Origin of the sequence: Actinomadura sp. BRA 177, from assembly GCF_013372625.1 — a bacterium.
In the GTDB taxonomy this organism is placed as follows: domain Bacteria; phylum Actinomycetota; class Actinomycetes; order Streptosporangiales; family Streptosporangiaceae; genus Spirillospora.
In genome coordinates this window covers 1-22,695 of record NZ_JABXFD010000379.1, presented here as the reverse complement: position 1 = coordinate 22,695, position 22,695 = coordinate 1, and the positions used below count along the sequence as shown (strand labels likewise).

Annotated in this window: 22 protein-coding genes; 10 read left to right on the top strand and 12 right to left on the bottom strand. The window is 69.1% G+C overall.

Annotated features, from left to right (window positions below; translation table 11 throughout):
* Nucleotides 1–132 precede the first annotated feature (132 nt).
* Entirely contained in the window at nt 133–534 is a 402-nt protein-coding gene (locus tag HUX53_RS21925; protein ID WP_255205499.1) for a helix-turn-helix domain-containing protein, read from the top strand.
* Here the strand turns inward: HUX53_RS21925 and HUX53_RS21920 are convergent.
* The 6 genes from HUX53_RS21920 to HUX53_RS21895 form a co-directional block, all read right to left on the bottom strand.
* On the bottom strand, nt 531–1,316 hold the full coding sequence (locus tag HUX53_RS21920; RefSeq protein WP_176405093.1) for an ATP-binding cassette domain-containing protein: 786 nt from the start codon (nt 1,314–1,316) through the stop codon (nt 531–533). The two genes, HUX53_RS21925 and HUX53_RS21920, sit on opposite strands and share 4 nt — an antisense overlap.
* Nucleotides 1,313–2,374: an ABC transporter permease gene (locus tag HUX53_RS21915; protein ID WP_176405092.1), complete on the bottom strand. Its 1,062-nt coding sequence runs from the start codon at nt 2,372–2,374 to the stop codon at nt 1,313–1,315. The genes HUX53_RS21920 and HUX53_RS21915 overlap by 4 nt, the downstream gene beginning before the upstream one ends.
* The gene (locus HUX53_RS21910) at nt 2,371–3,360 is read right to left on the bottom strand and encodes a sugar ABC transporter substrate-binding protein (RefSeq protein WP_176405091.1); all 990 of its coding nucleotides are present in this window, start codon (nt 3,358–3,360) and stop codon (nt 2,371–2,373) included. Before HUX53_RS21910 ends, HUX53_RS21915 begins: the two co-directional genes overlap by 4 nt.
* 214 nt (nt 3,361–3,574) lie before the next feature.
* Nucleotides 3,575–4,432 carry a 5-deoxy-glucuronate isomerase gene (gene iolB, locus HUX53_RS21905; RefSeq protein WP_176405090.1) on the bottom strand — a complete coding sequence of 286 codons (858 nt, stop codon included), beginning with the start codon at nt 4,430–4,432 and terminating at the stop codon, nt 3,575–3,577.
* Entirely contained in the window at nt 4,429–5,364 is a 936-nt protein-coding gene (gene iolC, locus HUX53_RS21900; protein ID WP_176405089.1) for a 5-dehydro-2-deoxygluconokinase, read from the bottom strand. The genes iolB and iolC overlap by 4 nt, the downstream gene beginning before the upstream one ends.
* Nucleotides 5,361–6,365, bottom strand: coding sequence for a Gfo/Idh/MocA family oxidoreductase (locus HUX53_RS21895; RefSeq protein WP_176405088.1), 1,005 nt, complete (start codon nt 6,363–6,365; stop codon nt 5,361–5,363). Before HUX53_RS21895 ends, iolC begins: the two co-directional genes overlap by 4 nt.
* 166 nt (nt 6,366–6,531) lie before the next feature.
* Here HUX53_RS21895 and HUX53_RS21890 point away from each other — a divergent pair, with 166 nt between their 5' ends.
* Complete coding sequence (locus HUX53_RS21890) at nt 6,532–8,043, top strand: nitroreductase family deazaflavin-dependent oxidoreductase (RefSeq protein WP_176405087.1); 1,512 nt, start codon at nt 6,532–6,534, stop codon at nt 8,041–8,043.
* Between the two features lie 75 nt (nt 8,044–8,118).
* Here the strand turns inward: HUX53_RS21890 and HUX53_RS21885 are convergent, their stop codons facing one another.
* Together HUX53_RS21885 and lon are read right to left on the bottom strand one after the other, a co-directional pair.
* Complete coding sequence (locus tag HUX53_RS21885; protein ID WP_309237362.1) at nt 8,119–8,604, bottom strand: VanZ family protein; 486 nt, start codon at nt 8,602–8,604, stop codon at nt 8,119–8,121.
* A gap of 114 nt (nt 8,605–8,718) precedes the next feature.
* On the bottom strand, nt 8,719–11,115 hold the full coding sequence (gene lon / locus HUX53_RS21880; protein WP_176405086.1) for an endopeptidase La: 2,397 nt from the start codon (nt 11,113–11,115) through the stop codon (nt 8,719–8,721).
* Nucleotides 11,116–11,339: 224 nt separating this feature from the next.
* On the opposite strand from lon, the gene HUX53_RS21875 reads away from it, so the two are divergent.
* The 8 genes from HUX53_RS21875 to HUX53_RS21840 all read left to right on the top strand — a co-directional run bounded on the left by HUX53_RS21875 (nt 11,340) and on the right by HUX53_RS21840 (nt 19,796).
* Nucleotides 11,340–12,095: a TnsA-like heteromeric transposase endonuclease subunit gene (locus HUX53_RS21875; protein ID WP_309237361.1), complete on the top strand. Its 756-nt coding sequence runs from the start codon at nt 11,340–11,342 to the stop codon at nt 12,093–12,095.
* Nucleotides 12,092–14,158, top strand: coding sequence for a Mu transposase C-terminal domain-containing protein (locus HUX53_RS21870; protein ID WP_176405084.1), 2,067 nt, complete (start codon nt 12,092–12,094; stop codon nt 14,156–14,158). The genes HUX53_RS21875 and HUX53_RS21870 overlap by 4 nt, the downstream gene beginning before the upstream one ends.
* Nucleotides 14,155–14,799: an ATP-binding protein gene (locus HUX53_RS21865; RefSeq protein ID WP_176405083.1), complete on the top strand. Its 645-nt coding sequence runs from the start codon at nt 14,155–14,157 to the stop codon at nt 14,797–14,799. Before HUX53_RS21870 ends, HUX53_RS21865 begins: the two co-directional genes overlap by 4 nt.
* A gap of 533 nt (nt 14,800–15,332) precedes the next feature.
* On the top strand, nt 15,333–16,850 hold the full coding sequence (gene ltrA / locus HUX53_RS21860) for a group II intron reverse transcriptase/maturase (RefSeq protein ID WP_217919740.1): 1,518 nt from the start codon (nt 15,333–15,335) through the stop codon (nt 16,848–16,850).
* 397 nt (nt 16,851–17,247) lie between these two features.
* The gene (locus tag HUX53_RS40100) at nt 17,248–17,463 is read left to right on the top strand and encodes a hypothetical protein (RefSeq protein ID WP_217919739.1); all 216 of its coding nucleotides are present in this window, start codon (nt 17,248–17,250) and stop codon (nt 17,461–17,463) included.
* Nucleotides 17,463–18,581: a TniQ family protein gene (locus HUX53_RS21850; RefSeq protein ID WP_176405081.1), complete on the top strand. Its 1,119-nt coding sequence runs from the start codon at nt 17,463–17,465 to the stop codon at nt 18,579–18,581. The genes HUX53_RS40100 and HUX53_RS21850 overlap by 1 nt, the downstream gene beginning before the upstream one ends.
* Nucleotides 18,578–19,186 (top strand): histidine phosphatase family protein, encoded by a 609-nt coding sequence (locus HUX53_RS21845; RefSeq protein WP_309237360.1) that lies wholly within the window; start codon nt 18,578–18,580, stop codon nt 19,184–19,186. The genes HUX53_RS21850 and HUX53_RS21845 overlap by 4 nt, the downstream gene beginning before the upstream one ends.
* Nucleotides 19,187–19,271: 85 nt before the next feature.
* Entirely contained in the window at nt 19,272–19,796 is a 525-nt protein-coding gene (locus tag HUX53_RS21840; RefSeq protein WP_176405080.1) for a GNAT family N-acetyltransferase, read from the top strand.
* An 896-nt stretch (nt 19,797–20,692) separates the two neighbouring features.
* Here HUX53_RS21840 and HUX53_RS21835 read toward each other — a convergent pair.
* The 4 genes from HUX53_RS21835 to HUX53_RS21820 form a co-directional block, all read right to left on the bottom strand.
* Complete coding sequence (locus HUX53_RS21835; RefSeq protein ID WP_176405079.1) at nt 20,693–21,616, bottom strand: helix-turn-helix domain-containing GNAT family N-acetyltransferase; 924 nt, start codon at nt 21,614–21,616, stop codon at nt 20,693–20,695.
* Between the two features lie 75 nt (nt 21,617–21,691).
* Nucleotides 21,692–22,021: a DUF3817 domain-containing protein gene (locus HUX53_RS21830; protein ID WP_176405078.1), complete on the bottom strand. Its 330-nt coding sequence runs from the start codon at nt 22,019–22,021 to the stop codon at nt 21,692–21,694.
* Nucleotides 22,022–22,052: 31 nt separating this feature from the next.
* On the bottom strand, nt 22,053–22,400 hold the full coding sequence (locus HUX53_RS21825; RefSeq protein WP_176405077.1) for a hypothetical protein: 348 nt from the start codon (nt 22,398–22,400) through the stop codon (nt 22,053–22,055).
* 49 nt (nt 22,401–22,449) lie between these two features.
* Nucleotides 22,450–22,695 (bottom strand): citrate/2-methylcitrate synthase (locus HUX53_RS21820; RefSeq protein WP_303623174.1); only part of this gene is annotated, 246 nt, incomplete at its 5' end.

The following is a 22,695-nucleotide window of genomic DNA, read 5'->3' as shown; positions in this document are numbered from 1 at the left end:
TGATAAAGCAGAATAAAAATTATTGCAGAAAACTCAAAGTTACGCCAGAAAATGAAGTTACAATTTCACGGTTTTTGTTTTCATGCTAAAGACGGAATACAACTTAGACGACCGACTCGTGGGCTCGAAGATTTGAATAAGAGACAGCACCACGCCGGTCGTCACGGTCGCCTCGCCGTGTCCGCGCTCGCCGCCGCCGAGGCGACCGGGCGGACCGGCGTGGTGCACGTCGCCGACGTGGCCGTCGTCGCGGCGGCGGCCGACCGCACCGACCTCGCCTCGATCCTGCTCGACCGGTACCGGGCGGCCCGCGCGGAACTCGGCGCGAACGCCGAGCCGGTCGCCCGCGCCGTGTGCGCCTGGCTGGAGGAGGGACGCGACGTCACCGCGGCCGCCGGACGCCTGTTCGTGCACCCCAACACGGTGCGGAACAGGATCCAGCGGTTCACCGAGGTCACCGGCATCGACGCCTCCGACACCTTCGCCGGCGTAAACGCCTGGTGGCTCTGCCAAACCTGGCTCGCCCCGGCCTAGGGGTCGGAGGGCGTGGTGGTGTTTAGTTCGTGGGCGAGTTCCTCCAGTTCGCTGCCGCCTGCCATGAGGGCGGTCAGTTCCTCGCGGGTGATCTCGTCCTTGGGGTGGTAGCCGATGCTCTGGCCCCGGTTGAGGATCAGGAAGCGGTCGCCGACCGGGTAGGCGTGGTGCGGGTTGTGGGTGATGAAGATGACCGCGAGGCCCCGCTCGCGCGCCTGGACGACGTAGCGCAGCACCACTCCGGCCTGCTTCACGCCTAGGGCGGCGGTCGGCTCGTCCAGGACGAGGGCCTTGGCGCCGAAGTGGACGGCGCGGGCGATCGCGACGCACTGGCGTTCGCCGCCCGAGAGCGTCCCGATGGGCTGGTCGACGTCCCGCAGGTCGATGCCCATCGCGGCCATCTCGCCCTGGGTCGTCTTCCGCATGTGGTCGATGTCCATGCGGCCGAAGCCCTTGCGCTTCTCCGAGCCGAGGAAGAAGTTCCGCCAGACCGGCATCAGCGGGACGACCGCGAGGTCCTGGTAGACGGTCGCGATGCCCCGGTCGAGCGCCTCGCGGGGCGAGTCGAACGCGACCTCCTCGCCCTGGACCTCGTACGTGCCGGTGTCGTGCCGGTGCAGGCCGGCGACCACCTTGATGAGCGTCGACTTGCCCGCCCCGTTGTCGCCGAGCACGCAGGTGACCTCGCCGGCGGACGCCTCCAGGTCCACGTCCCGCAGCGCGATGATGTTGCCGTAGTTCTTGCCGACGCCGGTCAGCTTGATCAGCGGCGCGTCCGTCATGTTGAGCGCTCCACTCTGCGCCGCACGATCAGGTTCACCACGGTCGCGATCAGCAGCATCGCGCCGAGGAAGAACCGGAACCAGTCGGGGTTCCACTCCGCGTACACGATGCCCTTGTTCGTCATCCCGAAGATGAACGCGCCGATGGCCGCGCCGATCGCCGACCCGTAGCCGCCGGTCAGCAGGCAGCCGCCGATGACCGCGCAGATGATGTACAGGAACTCGTTGCCGACGCCCTCGCCCGACTGGATGGTCGCGAACGCGAACACCAGGTGCATCCCGGAGAACCAGGCGCAGAATGCGACGCCCATGAACAGGCCGACCTTGACGCGGGCGACGGGGACGCCGACCGCGCGGGCGCTGTCGGCGGAGCCGCCCACCGCGAAGATCCAGTTGCCGACGCGGGTGCGCAGCAGGATCCATGTCGCGATCGCCGTGAACAGCAGCCACCAGAACACGGTGATCTTGACGTTGACGCCGAGCACGTCGATGTCGGACGCGAAGATCGCGCGGGCGGTGTCGAAGCCGTCCATGTCGCGGACGGAGTCGCTCGCGACGTTGCCGGTGAGCGCCTTCGTCACGCCGAGGTTGAGCCCGGCGAGCATGAAGAACGTGGCGAGCGTGATGATGAAGCTCGGCAGCTTCGTCTTGATGTAGAGGATGCCGTTGACCATGCCGAGCGCGAGCGTCAGCACGAGCGAGATCGCCACGCCCGCCCACACGTTCAGCGTGAGCTGGTAGGCGGTGAGCGCGGCGATCAGCGCCGATGACGTCACCATGACCCCGGCGGACAGGTCGAACTCGCCGCCGATCATCAGCAGCGAGACGCCGACCGCCATGATCCCGAACGTGGAGCCGGCGTAGAGGACGGTCGAGAACGACCCGGCGCGCAGGAACGCGTCCGCGACGATCGAGAAGAACACGAACAGCGCGACGGCGCCGAGCAGCGCGCCCAGCTCCGGGCGGCCCAGCAGCCGCCGCAGCGGCGACTGCCGGGCCAGGCGCTCGTCGGAGCCGGGATCGGCCACCGGCGGTGGCTCGGCCACGGCTTGCGTCATCGCGTCCCCCGGTTCGCGAACGCCTCCAGCTCAGCGGCGTTCTCCTTGGTGACGATCGCGGGACCGGTCAGCACCGGGCGCCCGCCGCCGAGCACGTTGCCGTTGTTCTTCAGCAGCCACAGCTGGTCGACGGCCTCGTAGCCCTGCAGGTAGGGCTGCTGGTCGACGGCGAACTCGATGCTGCCCGCCTTGAGCGAGGCGATGAGGTCCTTGTTCAGGTCGAACGTGCCGATCTTGGCCTTGCTGCCGGTCTCCTTGACGGAGTCGACGGCGGTCGCGGCGAACGGGGCGCCGAGCGTCAGGATCCCGTCGATGTCCTTGTCGGACTGGAGCTTGGCCGTGATGGACGACTTGACGTCCGGCATGTTGGTGCCCTGGACGAACAGGTTCTCCAGGTCGCCGCCGAACGTCTTCTTCGCGCCGGCGCAGCGGGCTTCGAGGCCGACGTTGCCCTGCTCGTGGACGACGCACAGCGCCTTCTTCGCGCCGATCTTCCCGAGCTCGGTGCCGGCCGCCTCGCCGGCGATGGACTCGTCCTGCCCGAAGTGCGCGATCGCGCCGAGCTTCGCGGAGTCCTCGGCGCCGGAGTTGATCGACACGACCGGGATCTTCGCGGCGGTGGCGCGGGACAGCACGTCCTTCATCGCGTCCGGCTTGGCGAGCGTGACGATGATCCCGTCGACCTTCTTGTCGATCGCGGCCTGGACGAGCTGGGCCTGCTTGCCGCCATCCGGGTCCGCCGAGTACAGGAACTCGACGTTGTCCTTGGCGGCGGCGGCCTTGGCGCCCTTCTGCACGATGTCCCAGAAGGTGTCGCCGGCGCCCGAGTGGGTCACCATCGCGATCTTCAGCCGGGGGCCGGCGCCCTCGGGGGCCTCCTCGGACTCCTTGCCGCCCGAGCTGCTGCAGGCGCTCAGCGCCAGCAGCCCCGCGGCGGCCAGCACCGCGAGGCCCTTGGATGATCCACGCGCGAAAACGCCTCTCATCGACTGCTCTCCGTTTCTCCCCGAATGGTCGGTCAGAGGAGTTGATCACAGATCATGGCGGTACGCTCCCCGAACTCCCTCATACCGGTCATGAGCCCGTCTGGTGGAGTCCGGCGCGCCGGCACCTCCGCAACCGGGAGGTCCCACGATGCCGCACCGCCCGGGGTACCTGCCAAGGGGTCGGCAGAATGTGGATAACCATCGTCCCGCCGCGTCAGGGGCGTCCGCCGGCGGACGTCAGGGGCAGCCGGGAATCGACCTCCTGGCCCGTCCAGGTGTCGCGGATCCACGCGTGGGCGGGGTCGTCGCAGATGTTCCAGGCCCGTTCCGGGGACGGGCCGGCCATCACGTTCAGGTAGTAGAGATCGTGGCCCGGCGGCGCCATCGACGGGCCGTGCCAGCCGTGCGGGATGAGGACGGCATCGCCGCTGCGGACCTCCGCGAGGACGTCGATGGGACGTCCCGGCGAGCCGTAGACGCGCTGGTAGCCCATGCCGTCCCGGGCGACCTCGAAGTAGTAGATCTCCTCCAGCACCGACTCGCCGGGCCGGTCCTCGTCGTGCTTGTGCGGCGGGAAGGACGACCAGCAGCCGCCCGGCGTGAGTACCTCGCACGCGATCAGCTTCTCGGCGAACGGGAACCCCTCGGGCGTGCCGAAGTTGTTGACCTGCCGACTCGCCGATCCAGCGCCGCGCAACTCCACCGGCACCTTCTCGGCGGGCCCGTAGCGGGGCTCCAGGCGCGCCTCGCAGCGGGCGCCGGCCAGCGCGAACCGGCCGCTCCCCCGCACAGTGACCTGCGCGTCACGCGGGACGTAGGCGAAGTCGCTGACCCGGCTGAACACGTCGTCGCGGCCTTCCAGCTCGAACCGGGAGCCGTCGCATTCGACGACGCACGATCCGGCCAGCGGCAGCACGATCGTCTCGAACTCGCCGGTGGCGAAGGTGTGCTCGCCGCCGTCCGGCAGGTCGAGGACGCGGAGGGCGGAATGCGTCCAACCGGCCGATTCGGGGGTGATGACGAGCCCGTACGGGCCTTCAACGGCGCTGCCCGCGGGCAGGTGGTGTTTCATCCGGTCTCCTTGAGGAGTGCTTCGACCTCGTCCTGCGCGGGCATCGCGTCCGAACAGGCGATGCGGGACGCGACGATCGCCCCGGCGGCGCCCGCGAACTCGATGAGGCGCCGCAGATCCCAGCCGGCGAGGAGGCCGTGGCAGATGGCGCCGCCGAACGCGTCGCCCGCGCCGAGCCCGTTCACGACGTCGATCTTGACCGGTGGTACCTGCACCATCTCGTCTTGCGTCGCGGCTAGGACGCCGTCCGGGCCCATCTTCACGATGGCGAGTTCAGGGCCGCGTTCGAGAATCGCGCTGGCGGCGGCCTGCGGCTCCCTCTCCCCTACCGCGACCTCACATTCCTCTAGGTTGCCCACCGCGACCTTGGCCTGTTGCAGGGCGAGCCCGGCCCAGTGCGGTGCCTCTCCTGGGTCGTCCCAGAGCATCGGCCTGTAGTCGAGGTCGATGACGGTCTGTCCGGGGTGTTCGGTCAGCGCTCGCAGGGTCGCCTCACGGCTGGGCTCCTGGGAGAGACCCGTGACGGTGGCCCACACGATGCGCGCCTCATGGATCGCCTCTAGGTCTAGTTCGTCTGGACGGATCTCCAGATCGGGAGCCTTGGGATAGCGGTAGAAGTACAGCGGGAAGTCGTCCGGCGGGAAGATCTCGCAGAAGGCGAGCGGTGTCGGCAGGCCGTGGACGGCCGTGACGTACCGGTCGTCCACGCCGTACCCCTGGAGCGCCTTGTGGACGAACCGTCCGAAGGGGTCGTCGCCAGTACGGGTGATGACGGCGGCGCGACGGCCGTACTTGGCCGCCGCCACGGCGACGTTGGTGGGACTTCCACCGAGGTACTTGCCGAACGACTCGACGTCCTCCAGCGGGACACCGATCTGTTTCGGATAGACGTCGACGCTGACCCGTCCCATCGTGATGAGGTCGAAGCTCATCGCCGAACCTCGTCGGCGCCGACGATCCGTCCCTCGCGCATGGACAGCTCGCACGCTTCGGCGAGGTAGAACGCCTCCAGGGCGTCCTCCGGTGGGCAGGGGTTGGCACGGCGGCCCGCCACCACGTCCACGAACGCCTGGATCTCGGCGTCGTAGGCGTCGGAGAAGCGCTCCATGAATCCGCTGTAGGCGTGCTTCGGTGCCGCGTCCTGTTCTGGGAGCGGTGTCGCGGGCGTCCGGCCGTCCATGCCGGTGACGACGCTGTCCTTGGAGCCGAACAGCTCCAGCCGTGCGTCGTAACCGGCGGCGTTGTAGCGGGTGGCGGACACGACGCCGAGCGTCCCGTCGTCCAGGACGAGCAGCGCGGACCCGGTGTCGATGTCGCCGCACTCGCGGAAGAAGTCCTCGCCCCGGTTGGAGCCCGACGCCATCACGCGGACGATCTCGCGACCGGTGACGAACCGGATGAGGTCCAGGTCGTGGATGACGCAGTCACGAAAAAGCCCGCCGGACGACGGGACGTACTCGGCGGGCGGCGGCGACGGGTCGAAGCTGCACGACCGGACGGTGTGCAACCAGCCGAGCCGCCCGGATGCCAGTGCCTCGCGTGCCGCCGCGTTCCCGGCGTCGAACCGGCGCTGGAAGCCGACCTGTACCGGTATGTCGGCCTTGGCCGCCGCCTCCACCGCTTGGAACGTTCCATCGATGTCCGAGGCGAGCGGCTTCTCGCAGAAGACGGGAATTCGCGCGGTGACGGCCCGGTCCACCAGGGCCGCGTGCGCGTCGGTGGCCGCGGCGACGATCAGGCCGTCGAGGCCGGCGGTGAAGAGTTCGCCGACGGTGTCGACGGCCGCCGCCACGGACGGGAGGCGGGCGGCGAGATCGCGCGCGCGGGCGGCGTCCGCGTCGGCGATGACCAGGGCGTCCACTTCGGGCACTGCGCAGAGAGCGGCGGCGTGGCGCGCACCGATGCGCCCCGCGCCGGCCAGTCCGATCCTCATCGATCCCCTCCCGGTCGGCGGTCAGGTGAGTCCCGAGTGTGCTGGACCGTTCCAGGCGCGTCAATGACCGGCCGTCCGCCTTCCGGTAATCCAGGTGTCCGAAATTGCGCGGGCCACGCTGAGCCCGGGCTGCCGCCGCGTCAGGACCGAACGCTAGCTTTCCCCCATGCGGATCTTCGTCACCGGCGCCTCGGGGTTCGTCGGGTCCCACACCGTCCGCGCTCTGCTGGCCGCCGGGCACCGGCCGCGCGCCCTGGTCCGCGACCCCGGCAAGGCGGCCAAGGTCCTGCGGTCGGTCGGCGTCGCGGCCGAGGACGTCGAACTCGTCCCCGGCGACATGCTGGACGCCGACACCGTGGCCGCGGCGCTCGCCGGGTGCGACGCCGCCGTCCACACCGCCGCCGCCATCGACGTGACCGGCGGCGACCGCGATCTGGTCGAGGTCAACGTCCGGGGCACCCGCAACGTGATCGGCGGCGCCGTCGAGCACGGCCTGGCCCCGGTGATCCACGTGTCGACGATCGCGGTGTTCGTCCCGCCGTCCGGCCCGGTCATCACCGCGAACGACGCGCTCGCGAGCCCCCGCACCGACTACGGCAAGTCGAAGCTGGCCGCCGAACGCTACGTGCGCGGCCTCCAGGCGGACGGCGCGCCCGTCACGATCGTCTACCCGGGCGGCGTGTGCGGGCCGAACCAGCCGACGCTGGACGCGCTGATGGAGGGGCTCGCCGCCGCGCTCGGCAAGGTGTGGCCGCTGCCCGGCGGCGGCGTCTCGGTCATCGACGTCCGCGACCTCGGCGAGGCGTTGGCACGTTCCGTCGAGGCCCGCCAGGGCCCGAGCCGCTGGGTGCTCGGCGGCCACTACCTGACCTGGCCGCAGTACGCCGACCTGTGCGACCGCCTCACCGGCGTGAAGTGCCGCCGCGTCCGCGTCCCGTCCCGCGTCATGCTCGGCCTGGGCTCCACGCTGGACGCGGCCAAGCGGATCCGCCGCTTCGACTACCCGCTCACCCGCGACGCCGCCGAGTTCATGGTCACGCTGGTGCCGACCGACGACCGTCCCATCCTGGACGCTCTCGACCTCACCCTGCGTCCCGTCGAGGAGACCGTCGCCGACGGGCTGCGCTGGCTGGCCGGGAGCGGCCACCTGAACCCGCGCCGGGCCGGCCGGCTCGCCGCCGAGGAGAAACCGATGCCGACTCTCATCCAGCGCACGTTCGGGCCGGTCTTCCACCGGGTCTCGGGCTCCGAATGGTTCGCCAAGGTGGGACCCAAGGTCGTCCCGCCGATCGACCGGACGCTCCACAAGGCCACCGGCGGCCGGCTCCTGCTCGGCCAGCTCCTCGTCCCCAGCCTCGTGCTGACCACGACCGGCGCCGTGAGCGGCCTCCCCCGGCAGACGCCGCTCGCCTGCCTCCCCGACCCGTCCGGCGGCTGGTACGTCGTCGGCTCCAACTTCGGCCGCGAGAAGCACCCGGCCTGGACCGGCAACCTCATCAAGACCCCCGAAGCCGAGGTCAGCTTCCGGGGCCGCAAGACGCCGGTCACCGCCCACCTCCTGGACGACACAGAACGCAAGGAGATCTGGCCCCGCCTCATCGCGGTCTGGCCCGTCTACGACAGCTACGTGGAACGCTCACATCGCCAACTGAGGGTCTTCCACCTGACCCCGCGCTGACCACAAAGATCCACCGGCATGTTGTTGTTGCTATGAGCAGCCGGATAACACGCCGCAACTCAACGAAGCGGCTCGCTAGTTGCCGCGGAGGGTTTTGGATAGGCGGCGGCCTAGGAGGAGGTAGGCGATTACTACGCCTGCCACGTTGAGGATTACGTCGTCTACGTCGAAGGCTCGTCCCATTACCAGGAAGCCCTGGATCGTCTCGATGGCCAGGGAGAGCATGCCTGTGAGTAGGGCGAGGCGTATGGGGCCGCGTAGGGTCGTCCAGACGAGGGGTAGGAGGACGCCCAAGGGCGCTAGGAGTGCGAGGTTGCCGCCTATCTGGAGGAAGGCTTCCTTGGTGGGGCGGTCCAGGTAGAAGCGCAGGGAGCGGCCCGGATCGGTGTTTCCGCCCGCCTGGCCGTTGTCGTGGACGGGCGTCAGCGTGAGTTTGAACGCGAAATAGAAGAAGACGCCGAGCAGGCCCAGCGCGATCAGTACGACGACGGTACGCAAGGCGACGACGTACCACGGGACCCGTTCGCCCGGCGCCGCGGGCTGCCACATCTCCACCAACACCCGGCTCGTCGTCCCCGGCCCGCAGTGGACTATGTGCGGCGGGGTGTTCCGGCTTGTCCGTAATGCGGGCATGCGAACGCCCGCGCCGTTTCCGGCGCGGGCGTTCGCTCGGGGTCAGGCCGCGACCGCGGTCGTGGCCGGCTCCAGGGCCAGGTCCAGCACCTCGCGGACGTCGCTGACGGTGAAGACCGTCATGTTCTCCAGCACCTCGGCCGGAACGTCCTCAAGGTCGGGCTCGTTGCGCTTCGGCACGATCGCCGTGGTGATGCCGAGCCGGGACGCGGCGAGCAGCTTCTGCTTCACGCCGCCGATCGGCAGCACCCGCCCGGTGAGCGACACCTCGCCGGTCATCGCCACGTCCGTGCGGACCGGCCGTCCGGACAGCAGCGACGCGAGGGCCGTCGTCATCGTGATGCCGGCGCTCGGGCCGTCCTTCGGGATCGCGCCGGCGGGCACGTGGACGTGCACGCCGCGGTCCTTCAGGTCGCCGACCGGCAGCTCCAGCTCCGCGCCGCGCGAGCGCAGGTAGGACAGCGCGATCCGGGCCGACTCCTTCATGACGTCGCCGAGCTGCCCGGTGAGCGTCACGCCGGTGTCGCCGGTCTCCTTGTCGGCCAGCGACGCCTCGATGTAGAGGACGTCGCCGCCCGCGCCGGTGACCGCCAGGCCCGTCGCCACGCCCGGCACGCCGGTGCGGCGCTCGTTGCGGCTCAGCTCGACCTCCGGGGTGAACCGGGGACGGCCCAGGTAGTCCTTCAGGTCGTCCGCGCCGATCGAGACCGGCAGCGCCGCCTTCTCCAGCGCCACGTTCGCGGCGACCTTCCGCAGGACGCGCGCGATCGAGCGGTCCAGGGACCGGACGCCGGCCTCGCGGGTGTACTCGGCCGCCAGCAGCCGCAGCGCGTCGTCGCCGAAGCCCACCTCGGACGCCTCCAGCCCCGCCTTGTCGAGCTGGCGCGGCAGCAGGTGGTCGCGGGCGATGGTGACCTTCTCGTGCTCGGTGTAGCCGTCGAGCTCCACCAGCTCCATCCGGTCGAGCAGCGGCCCGGGGATGGCCTCGACCACGTTCGCGGTGGCGAGGAACAGCACGTCGCTGAGGTCGAGTTCCACTTCCAGGTAGTGGTCCCGGAAGGTGTGGTTCTGCTCGGGGTCGAGGACCTCCAGCAGCGCCGCCGTCGGGTCGCCCCGGTAGTCGGCGCCGACCTTGTCGACCTCGTCCAGCAGGACGACCGGGTTCATCGAACCGGCCTCGCGGATGGCACGGACGATGCGTCCGGGAAGCGCACCCACGTACGTACGGCGGTGACCACGGATTTCGGCCTCGTCCCTGACGCCGCCCAGGGCGACGCGCACGAACTTGCGTCCCATGGCCCGCGCGACCGATTCGCCCAGCGAGGTCTTACCCACACCAGGAGGACCGGTCAGCGCCAGGACGGCACCGCTCCTACGTCCGCCCACGACGCCGAGGCCACGGTCTTCACGCCGCTTGCGAACGGCCAGGTACTCGACGATGCGTTCCTTCACGTCGTCCAGGCCAGCGTGGTCGGCGTCCAGGATCTCCCGGGCCCCCGTGATGTCGTAGGCATCCTCGGTCCGGTCGTTCCACGGGATGTCGAGAACCGTGTCGAGCCACGTGCGGATCCAGCCGCCCTCCGGCGAGGCGTCGGACGACCGCTCCAGCTTGTCGACCTCCTTCAGCGCCGCCTCGCGCACCTTCTCGGGGAGGTTCGCGGCCTCGATCCGGGCCCGGTAGTCGTCCTCCTCGTCGGCGGGGTCGCCGTTCAGCTCGGCCAGCTCCTTGCGGATGGCCTCCTGCTGCTGCCGCAGCAGGAACTCGCGCTGCGTCTTCTCCATGCCCTCCTGGACGTCCTTGCGGATGGTCTCCGCCACGTCCAGCTCGGCGAGGTGGTCGCGCGTCCAGCCGATCACCAGCTCCAGCCGCTCGACCACGTCGACGGTCTCCAGGACCTCGATCTTCTGCTCGTCCGTCAGGTACGGCGCGTACCCGGAGTTGTCGGCCAGCGTGGACGGGTCGTCGATCTGCTGCACCACGTCCACGACCTGCCAGGCGCCGCGCTTCTGCAGGATCGCGCTGACCAGGCCCTTGTACTCCTTGGCCAGCTCCTGGGCCCGCCCGGACGCCGGCGGCGCCTCCAGCACGGTCCCCTCGACCCACAGCGCCGCGCCGGGCCCGGTCGTCCCGGTCCCGATCCGCACCCGCGACACACCGCGGACGACGGCGCCCGGCTCACCACCGGGCAGCCGCCCCTCCTGCTCGATCACGCCGAGCGTGCCGACATCGGCGTACCGCCCGTCCAGCCTGGGCACCAGCAGCACCCGCGGCTTGCTCACCGACCGGATACCGGGCCCCTTGGACTGGGCCACCGCCCGCGCGGCCTCGATGGCCGCCCTGACCTCCCCGTTCTCGGACAGGTCCAGGGGCACCACCATGCCGGGCAGAACGACCCCGTCCTCCAGGGGCAGCACCGGCAGCGTCAGGGTTTCGCTCATGCTCAGCTCCAAGTCCTCAACGACCCAACCTCAAGTTGAGTCATACACACTCAAGAAAACGGAGCAGCTTTTTGTTTCCGCAGCAACGTTCGCTCTAAGCGATCACCCCTCGCGTGTCCCGTCCGCGCGAACCCTGCACCTTCCGGACTTAGGTTGCAGCCGACCTTGCAACGTTCGGATTAAGTTGGCACCTCGGCGAGCTGGGGTGGCGCAGTATGCGGTGCGTGACTGAGTTGTCGGTGGCGTTGGGTGAGCTTGTCCGGCCAGTCGACGGCTTCGAGATCGAGTACGTGACCGCCGACGGTGTGAAGACCCGCGGCGATCTCGCAGCGGCGTGGGCGGCCCCCTTCGAGCAGGGAGGACCTGTTCGGCATCTCCGTCCGTACAAGGGCCAGCGGCATCTGCCGGGCGAGTGGTGGTCGGCGACGGACGGGCATCTGGTGGGGTTCGAGTCGTGGCTCGAACGCGATCACCTGATGTTGCTGGACTTTGCCCCGGCCGTGGTGGGCATCGCCTCTCAGCCCTTCTGGCTGTTCTGGGTGAGCGCAGAAGGGAAGCGCCGGTCCCACGCACCGGACTATTTCACCCGGCGCCGAGATGGGTCGGGGGTAGTGATCGACTGTCGGCCAGCGGAGTTCCGCAAGCCGCGCGACGTAGTCGCGTTCGAGGCGGCCAGGCGCGCGTGTGATGCGGTCGGCTGGGAGTATCGGCTTGTCGGCGCCCCGGACGAGTTGTCCGTGCGCAATGTGCGGTGGATCTCGGGCTATCGGCACCCTCGCTACCACGATGCAGAGGTGGCCACGCGGCTGCGGGAAGTCTTCTCCAGCGGCGGCCCGTTGCTTGCCGGAGTGGAGAAGGTCGGCGATCCGATCTCGATGCTGCCGAGGGTGTTCCATCTGCTCTGGTCGCAAGAACTGACGGTGGATCTGAGTACGCCGCTGCACATGGCCGCTGTCGTGTCACTCCCGGACGTGGCATGAGCGGCCCGCGGGTGTCCCGGCCGGTGCTGAGGGTGGGCGATTGGGTCCAGTACGACGATGGTGAGCACCAGGTGGTCGCGCTCGCCGGGACGTCGGTGCGTCTGAAGGCGGCAGCCGGATCGGAGCTGGTGGTGCTGCTGCCGCACCTGCTCGGTTCACCGGGCTTCGGTGTTATTGATGGCGAGTCGCTTCCTGAGATAGAGCCCTACGGACTTTTCGACGGTCTTCCCGAGGACGTGGTGGCTACGGCAAAGGACTGGGAGCGCCACATCGTGGAGGTGATGACCGGCCTCCCGCCCGATCCTGAACCGGGTGCCGTCCCTCGTCCGGAGTACGATCCGGCGACGACGACAATTAAGGAGCGGGCGGGTGCCAAGGCCACCGAACTTGGCGTCGGCGTCCGGACAATCTTCGCCCGTCGAGCCCGCTATGCCGCTCAGGGGTTGTGGGGTCTGGTCGATCAACGAGCGGTGCGGGAATGGCAGGCGACCGGTCGGGTCGACGCGAGGGTGGTGCGGGCCGTCCAAAATGCGTTGGAGGCCGAGACGAATGCCTCGACGGGCACTCGGTCGCGGTTGATCCGCAAGGTCACCAAGGCGCTTGAGAGTGACCATGGGCCAGGGGCGGTTCCGCTGCCCGGGAAGACGACGTTCTACCGGCTGATCGAGGTGCTCTCGACGGGCCGTCACACGTTCGGTTCGGCGTCCACACGCCGGCAGTTGGCGAACCGGCCGGAGGGGGCGTTCACGCCGACGCTGGCAGATCGTCCCGGTGAGCAGGTGCAGATCGATTCCACGCCGCTGGATGTGCTGGTGGTGCTGGACAGCGGTGTCGCGGTCCGCGCGGATCTGACCATCGCGGTCGATGTCGCGACTCGGACGATCTGCGCGGCGGTGCTCCGGCCGGAGGGCACCAAGGCAGTCGACGCCTCGCTGCTGCTTGCCAAGATGCTGGTTCCCGAGCCGATGCGGCCGGGCTGGTGTGAGTCGCTCAGGATGTCGGCGTCGCTGATGCCGCACGGCCGGTTGATGGACATCGACGCGCGGATGGAGGCGGCGGCCGCCAAACCGGTGATCGTCCCGGACGGGGTGGTGATCGACGGCGGGAAAGTCTTCATCTCCGACGCCTTCACGCGGGCCTGCGACCGGCTGGGGATCTCCGTCCAGCGGGCCAGGCCGAACACGCCGACCGATAAAGCCGTGGTGGAGGCGACGTTCCCGTCGATCAACAGCCTGTTCACTCAATACTTGGCGGCCCACACGGGGTCCAACACCGACCGCCGCGGCCGCCGGGTGGAGGAACAGGCGGTCTGGACGGTCCCGGAACTGCAGGACCTGCTGGACGAGTGGCTGATCGCCGGATGGCAGCACCGCCCGCACGACGCGCTGCGCGACCCGTTCTTCCCGCGCCGGATGATGACGCCCAACGAGAAGTATTCGGCGCTGGTCGCCGCCTGCGGCTACCTCCCGCTCGTGCTCAACAGCGAGGACTACCTTGAACTGCTGCCGGTGAAATACCGCGCGATCAACGCCTACGGCATCCGCATCGACTACCGCGCCTACGACTGCCGAGAGCTTTGGCCGCACCGCCGCCAGCACTCCGGGAACACTCGGAAGAAGGGGCTCTGGGAGATCCACTACGACCCCTACGACCTGTCGCAGGTGTTCGTCCGCACCACCGGTGGCTGGATCACTGTTCCCTGGACGCACCGGGCGATGGTGACCGGCCCGTTCGCCGACTTCACCTGGAACCTGGCCCGCCGGGAGAGTACGGCCCGGGGACTGAACGACCAGAACGAAGCCGAGGTCGCCCGCGTCCTGGACGAACTGCTCACCCGAGCCGGGCAAGGCCCGGCACGCGACTCTGCCAAACGACGCACCGAACGGATCGTCGCACGCACCAAGGTCGCGGCCGCCACCCACCAGCCGCCCTCCCGTCAACCCGCCGACAACGTGAACGAACCAGGTGCCGCCGACGAGGCCGACGACATCGGGGAGTCCTCAGCGACGGTGGTCCCATTCGGGATCTCCGATGCCCACGCCGAAGCCGAGAAGTGGATATGACCAGCGTTCCGCAGATCGAGGATGATGTTCCGCCCGACAGTCCGCTGACCACCAAGGAAGGCTGGGCCGCGTTCGTCCGGCACACCCCCCAGCCGCCCACGCCGCTGACCCCGCGACAACTCGCGGCATATCCTCCTCGTCAGCAAGCCGCCCACGAGCAGTTACGGCGGGACTATCACGCCGATCTGCCGCTGGTGAACACCCCAACCATCCAGAAGGTGATCGCCACCGGGCGGCTGCTGGTCCAGCTGAACCGGCGGCAGATCTCCGCCCGCCGCGGCATCGTCATCAGCGGCGCGTCCGGAACCGGCAAGACCACCGCGCTCACCCAGTTCGGCCGCGCACACGAGCTGGCGACCCGCAAACGCCACCCCGACGACAAGACCCGGATCCCGGTCATCTACGCCACCGTCCCGCCCGCCGCCACCTCCCGGATGCTGGCAGTCGAGTTCGCCCGCTTCCTCGGCCTGGAGTTCACCAGCCGCTACAACCTCACCGACGTCACCAACGCCGTCTGCTCCCTCGCCGCACACACCCACGTCGACCTCGTCCTGGTCGATGAGATCCACAGTGCGCCACGAGGCGCTGAGAAACCCTGCGGAAGGAGGGATCCGCCGCCGGTCATCGCAGTGACCGGTTGAAGCTGGAGGCAGGTCGAACCCCGGGTCGGGGGTGAGGCCGGGAGCAGCCTCGACAACGTAGAGACGGGCCGGGACCACCAGACGGCTCGTGCTCGCAAGCGAAGACGGGATGGGCGCAAGGAAACTGAACCAGTGGTTGAAGCCCCGTGAGTCGTCAGCGGCCTGTCGAATCTGGTGGATGGGCCGCGCCGCAGTGCTGGAGAGCGCTCTATCCGATGGACTCTCCTCTTCGGTCGCTTGCTGTGGATGGGCGGTCGAAGGTCCGGGCCAAGACTGCGATGTGCGGTCCGGACGATGCTGCCGGGGTATAGCTGGGCGCCGACACCGTCAGAAGGGTTCTCAGTGAACGTGGGAAGCGACTCGGTGTCGCCCTCTCCGTCCGGTATCCAGCCGGGTGGTGGGCAGGTGCGACGTCCGCTGATGACGCCGGGTCGTGGCGGAGTCGCCGTAGTACTCAGAGGCCGGGAGAACCGGTCACGCGGGGAAGGGCGACAGCGTGAAGGCAGTGGTGCTGCTGCCGGGGAGGAACGTTGTTGAATAACGACGCGCCGTCGTGGCCGGGGTTGTACTCGGCGGAACGGCGGGTACTCGACCACCAGCGGAAACTGCACCGATGGGCAAGAGCCGAATCGGATCGCCGGTTCGGCGATGTGTTCAACTTGGTCTATGACCGGGCCACGTTATTGGTGGCCTGGGAGAAGGTGTCTGGCAACCGGGGCGCCAGGACAGCGGGGGTGGATGCGGTCACCCGCTACCACGTCCTAGAGCGCATGGGGGTGATCCCGTTCCTGGAGGAGCTGCGCTCCTCTTTGAAGGACGGCACCTTCACCGCGCTGCCGGTGAAACAGGCGACGGTTCCCAAGAAGAACGGCAAGGTCCGTTACCTGGGGATCCCGACCCTGCGGGACCGGGTGGCGCAGATGGCGCTCAAGCTGATCCTGGAACCGATCTTCGAAGTCGATTTCTACCCGTCCAGTTACGGGTATCGGCCCGGACGACGGGCCCAGGACGCCATCGCCGAGATCCACCACTTCACCCGCAAGCCGTCGACCTACGAATGGGTCATCGAAGGCGACATCAAGGCTTGCTTCGACAACGTCGACCACCACGTCTTGATGGATCTGGTGGCCGAACGGATCTCTGACCGGAAGGTCCTACGGCTGGTCCGTGGGTTCTTGCGGGCGGGGATTGTCGAGTTGCACGGTGGATTCGCGGAGAGCCTGACCGGCACTCCGCAAGGAGGAGTCGTTTCTCCGCTGCTGGCCAACGTCTATCTGTCCGTGCTGGACCGGTACTTCGCCCGGATCTGGGACGAGCAGATGAACCCGCCCTGGCGTCGCCAATATCGGCGCCGGATGGGACGGCCGAACTTCCGGCTCGTGCGTTTCGCCGATGACTTCGTTGTGCTCGTGCACGGCACGAGGGAGGAAGCGCAAGCGCTCAAGTCGCAGATCGCCGTACTGCTGGCCGACAAGCTGAGAATGACTCTCTCGGACGAGAAGACCCACATCACCCACATCGATGACGGCTTCGTCTTCCTGGGCTTTCACATCCAGGCCAAGACCAGAGGCGAGGGCCGTCGCGTCGTGCTCACCATTCCCTCCAAGCAGAACCTGGCGACGGTGATGCACAAGATCAAGAAGCTGACAGGGCGAAGTACCACCTCGCTCTCGCTGGCTGAGGTGCTGCGGACGGTCAACCCGGTCCTTCGGGGCTGGGCGGCCTACTTTCGCTACGGCGCTTCCAAGAGGACCTTCGCCTACCTGGGCTGGTACGCCTGGTGGCGGCTGATCCTCTGGATCCGCCGAAAACACCCGCACCTGACCTGGAAACAGATCCGCCGCCGCTACTACGGGGCGGACCGGATCACCGCAGAGGGCCTGGTCCTCTGCAACCCGGCAAAGATGAAGGTCGAACGCTACCGCTTCCGCGGAGCGCAGATCAGCACCCCATGGAACATCGACGAGGTCGACCCTGACGGAGCACGTTTCCGCCAGACCAACCACGACGATACGGGCTTTGTTGGCCAGGTCAGCGAACTCATGGCTTGACCCACCGGATCACGTGGAGAGCCGGATGCTCGGCCAACGGGCACGTCCGGTTCGGCAGGCGGGGACGAGGAGACCGACACCTGAAAGGGTGCACGGCGCCTCGTCCCCGACCTGACACATCTCCCTGGCCACCCGCACCGGCGCCGAAGTCTCCGACCAGCTCAAATACTTCGCCGAACGGCTCCCGGCCACATTCGTCTATGCCGGAGTCGAGGTCGAAGCCCAAGGCCTGTTCGCCGGACCCCGCGGCCGTCAGATCGCCGGACGGTTCACCGTCGTCCCCGCCGCCGCGTTCGCCTACGGCACCACCGACCAGCGCCGAGCCTGGCAGGCGCTGGTCGTCAGCCTGGAGAGCACGCTACGGCTGCGCCACCACAAGCCCGGCACGCTGGCCGGAATGGCCGAAGACCTCTACCGGCGCAGCGGCGGGATGATCGGCAGCCTGTCCCAGCTGATCCGCGGCGCAGCGATCCTGGCCATCGAGGACGGCACCGAACGCATCACCGGCGAGCACCTGGAGATCGTCCCCGTCGACTACGCCGCGCAGAGCGCCTACACCCCCAACGCCCGCGGACAACGAGGCGGCCGGCGGGGCTCGGCCGAGGCGGTGTGATGCTCCGCCGGCTCCCGCTCCCGATCCCGCCCGCCACCGGCGAGACCGTCAAGTCCTACCTGCAACGGCTGGCCACCGTCCACGACGTCATCTACGAGGAGATGTGGCACTGGGTCAGCGCCCCGATCAACGGAAACGCCAAACAGCGGATCATCATCGGTGAGCGGCTCGCCGCGGCCACCGGCCGCCCCCTCGACCGCCTCGCCGAAGCCCTGCCCGAACTCGACCCCGACACCAACTGGCTGCACCTGCGCGACACCCCGCAACCGGCGTGTCCCCGCTGCACCGCCCGCCATCCCGGCGGCACGGTCATGCGGCTGTTCCCCTTGCTCGCCTACGCCTGCCACCGGCACCACTACTGGCTCGGCCCACCCGATGTCGGCGAGAGCCCCGCCTTGCGGCACCTCAGTGACTTTCCCGACCTGCTGAGCGCTCAGCGCCGACACGGCCGGCTGGTGCGTCTCTACGGCCCGATGACGGTCTTCGACGCGCTCGTCCACGCCTTCAAGATCTGCGCGGTGCTCTGGAAGAACGGCCCCGAGGAAACCTACGGCCACAGCCGCTGGTGGCTCTGGGACCAGCGCCTCGACCAGCTCATCCCCAAGACCGATTCCGTCGGCGCGTTCAGCCACTCACTCTGCTACGCCGCGATCTATCCCGAAGCCGTCACCATCGCCGGTCTGCTGGCCCACCCCGTCTGGCGGGTCAAAGCCGCCTGCCCCTTGGGCGATCCCGACACCGACCACCGCTGGGAGTTCACCTGCGAGTTCGGCCGACGGCTCGGCCTGGAGGACTACTACCCCGAAGATCCCAAACATCCCGCCCACCTCTGGGCCGACCACCACGCGCCCCAGCCCTGCATGACCCCCGCAACATTTCCCGAACACCGAGTGGGCAGCATCGATGGCGTCTCACCCGGCCCGCCGGTCCGCGCGCTGCGCAAACACCACCAAGCCGCCCGCTACTTCGCCAAGAAGCGCTACGCCGCCAACACCCTGATCTATCACCAGCACCCCGGCGCGCCCGTCATCGAGACCTACTACCCTCAGTCGGGCCCCTACGCCCGCCAACGCATGCGCCTGGCCGCCGAGCAGCGGACAACGCCGGGGCCTGGGTGATCAATCAAGTCCGACTCTGGTGCCTGCGTCACGGCGAGTCAGAGAACATCGTGACCGGCGCCTCCGGCGCATTACCGTCCGCATCGCTGACCCCGCGAGGACGTCACCAGGCCGCGCGCGCCGCCGACGCACTCCACAACGAGGCGATCACGCACGTCTACTCCAGCACCGCCCAGCGCGCCCGCGAGACAGCCGACGTCATCGCCGCACGCCTCGGTGTCGAGTTGACCATCCTGCCGGCACTGGCCGAGGTCAGCATCGGCAGCAGCGAAGGCGCCACCGACCCGGCCACCCGAACGCGAACCGCAGCAGTGCTGCACGCCTGGATCGTCGGCCAAGACCTGTCCCAGCGAGTGGCCGACGGCGAGAACGGACACCAAGTCACCGCACGCGTCACTTCCGCGCTCACCACTATGGCGGCCGCACATCCGGGCGGCACCATCGCCCTGGTCGGCCACGTCGCCAGCCTCACCACCGGAATCAGCGCCCTCTGCGGCCTGGGTGAAAAGGTCTGGGGCACACCACTGCCGCCGGCCGTTCCCTTCCTCGTCACCTGGGACGGAAACACCTGGCGCTGCCCCACCTGGCCCCGCGCACCACATTGAAGCCCGCACGAACCGAAAGCCGCCAAGACAAGCCCGTCACAATGCGGCCACGAACACTTCTACGATCCCGGCCGTCACAACGATCATGAACGCTCCCACCGTCCAGATCCGCACGGCCACCCCGGAAGACCTCGATGCGATCACCGACCTGCACACCCGCTCACGGGCCGACTACTACCGCGGCTTCGTCGACGCGGCCGAACTCACCGACCCCGCAAGCGCCATCGTCCGCCGCAATTACTGGACACGAACCCTCAACTCCGCCGACCACACGATCTTCCTCGCCCACAAGAGCGACACGCTCGCCGGATTCGCGGTGATCGGGGCATGCGCATTTCCTGACCCCGACCCCGAGGTCACCAGCGAAATGCACCTATACGTCGACCCCCGCAGCTTCCGTCAACGCATCGGCGCGCACCTGCACAGCACCTGCGTCCAAGCATGGCGAGCAGCATCAGTCACCACGGCCCGGCTCTGGGTCCAGCACTTCAACCATCGAGCCCAAGCCTTCTACCGATCTCAGGGATGGGCTCCCGACGGCCACCACCGCCCTGACTCCACCGACCTGCTGGGCTACCTCCTCCACATCCCAGCAAACCCAGCGGACTGACGATGACCGCGCTCTCGCTCCCGAGCGCACCCACCCGAACAGCAAGATCCACCGAAAATGCAAAGTAAGTCTGAACAAGATTGACAGTTGGCGTTCGGACTAACTCTTCCATCCAAAGGTCAACGCGCTCGACTTCTGCAACCTTTGGCCGGAACGGACATCGCGCATCAGTTGAGCCGCGTCACGCGGACGAGCAGGGCGGTCGTGTTGTTGGCGTGCCGACCTCCAGCGCGTGCGGACGAGGGCGGGGCAACGTCGTCCAGCGGGCAATGGGCGGGCAAAGTCCGGATCGCGATCTTGATTCTTTGCGCGGAGGGCGTTTACGTGCGCATGACGTGCGGGTACTTAACGCAACGAGATCGTGACACACGGTGAACGAGAGGTCCTTGGGGCGGCAAAGTCCCAGGTCGGGAAGCGAGGGGGAAGCCGATGCGGAATACCGAGCGTGAGATCCGGCGCCTCCTCACTTCCCGCTCCCCGCGCGGCCCGGTCCGTACGGCCGAGGGCGTTCGCGGCGCGCTCCCCCGTCACCCGTCCCCCAGCGGGAGCCGGGGCGGCGGCGCGCGGCGATACACCTCGGGTCCTCGGCCGTACCGGACCGGCCCCGCGCGGCGACGGCCCCCGGGCCCCGGTGCCGCCCGCCCCCGCGGCACCGGGGTGTCCCCGGGCGCAGGCACACGGGCGCCGCACAGCGCCCTCCTCCCGCCGCCGGGCGGAGTCACGCCCGTCCGGCCGTACCGGGAGGGAGGTGGGAATCAGCCCCCAGACGAACCGGCACAAGGCCGGTAGGAACAGGCGGCCGGAACTCCGTCCGACCCCCGTCCCGGCCGCCGACGCAGTAAGGGATCGCTGCGGAACCGGCCCGTGGAGGCACGCCGCCTCCACGGGCCCCGGTTTCACAGCTTCCTGCGCCACACCTGTCCGTGGATCACGTCGCCGAAGCGCTCCACGGGCGGATCTTCCTCCGTCAGGACGAACCCGGCCCGTTCATAGAGGCGGTGCGCCGGGCGCTGGAGTGCCGTCGTCCACAGCATGATCTCCGTGTAGCCGGTCTCGGCGGCGAAGCGGACGCAGGCGTCGACGAGCGCGGCGCCCACGCCCATGCCGCGGGCGGCCGGCTCGACGTGGAGGAGGCGGAGTTGCGCGACGTTCTCAGCGCGTTTGACGCAGAACACCCCGCCGACCCGGACGCCGTCCGATTCGGCGATCCACGCGTTCTCCCGCTCCGGGTCGTGGTCGCGTACATAGCCGGCGACGACCGAGGCGACCAGGGCCTCGTAGGTGCGGTCCCAGCCGCATTCGGCGTCGTAGAGGGCGCCGTTGCGCTCGACCACCCAGCCGAGGTCGCCCGGGCGCGGCGGGCGCAGGACGAAGCCGTCCGGGCGGGGACGGTCGCCGAGGATGCCGTGCACGGTGCGCATCGCGGCGAGCAGCCGGCCGCGGTCGGCGGCGGGCAGGCCGTCCAGCAGGCCGCGGATCTCGGCGGCGGTCCGCTCGTCCAGCATGGCGAACACCGCGCGGCCGCGGGGCGTGAGCCGGGCGATCTGGCGGCGGGCGTCGCCGGCGGCGCGCTCGCGCACCAGCAGGCCGTCGGCCTCGAAGCGGGCCAGCATCCGGCTGAGGTAGCCGGCGTCGAGGTCCAGCGCGCGGCGCAGCGCGAGCACCTCGGCGTCCTCCCGCTGGGCCAGCTCGAAGATCACCCGCGCCTCGGTCAGCGAGTAGGGCGAGCGGACGAGCCCCTCGCCGAGCACTCCCATGACGCCGGTGTAGAAGCGGTTGAACGCGCGGACCGTGCCGATGTCCTCGGCGGTCACCTCCATGCGGCGGCCCTCCAGATGTTTGACTGAGTCAAACGTATGCGATGAGGGCGGCCGGGCACCAGCCCGGGAGGAGGGTCAGACGCTCGCCTCGGCCTCGGCCTTCGCGGCCGGCAGCGCGTGCGCCTCGCGGACGATCTTGCGCTCGACGAAGAAGGTCATCAGCGGCACGACGCCGCCGAGCACGATCCACACCATCTTGCTGAGCGGCCAGCCGGTGCGCCGCCACAGGTCGAAGGCCAGCGCCACGTAGACCATGTAGAAGAGGCCGTGGATCGGCGACACGATGGCCACCATCTCCGGCATGTCGGTCGGCCCGTACTTGAGGACCATCCCGATCGTCAGCAGCACCAGCAGGGTGCCGACGATCAGCGCAAGGATCCGGTACCTGGTGACCGCGCCTTCCACAGGGAACACCTTTCGTCGAGCGGCTTGCGGGTCAGCGACCCTGGGAGTTGAGCCGGGCGAGGTAGCGGTTGTAGGCCGCGAGGGCGGGGTCCTCTTCCTCGTGCTGCCTGATGGTCTCCCGCTTGGCCTTGGCCTCGGCGGGCTCCTCGAGCACCTTGGGGGCGGGCTCCACGCCGGCCCGCTCGTCCCGGATCATCTTGACCCACATCACGATCACGAAGATCGCGAAGATCGGCCACTCGAACGTGTAAGCCCAGCTGCGGTCGTTGCCGGCCTGGGCGCGATCGAACTGCCACCAGCCGAACCCGAGGAACGCGCCGCACAGCACGATCGCGATCGCGTGCAGCCCGAGCCAGCCTGGGGTGAGGAACCGTCGCACGGCACCGAGCCTACCCCGGCTCCCGCGCGATGCCGCCCCGACCCCGTACTCAGCGCGGGGACGGGCCCACGTAGACGGCGCGGGGGCGCAGTGGGGTGCGGCGGGCGTACTCCTCCAGGGCGTGCGCGAGCCAGCCGGTGGTGCGTGCGACGGCGAAGACCGCCTCCCCGGCTCCGGGGACGAGTCCGGCGACCGCGCCCAGCGCCGCCAGCGCGAAGTCGACGTTCGGGGCGGGCAGCCGGCGGCGCTCCGCCTCGGCCAGGACGGCGTCGGCGGCGGCGAGCCGCTCGTGCCC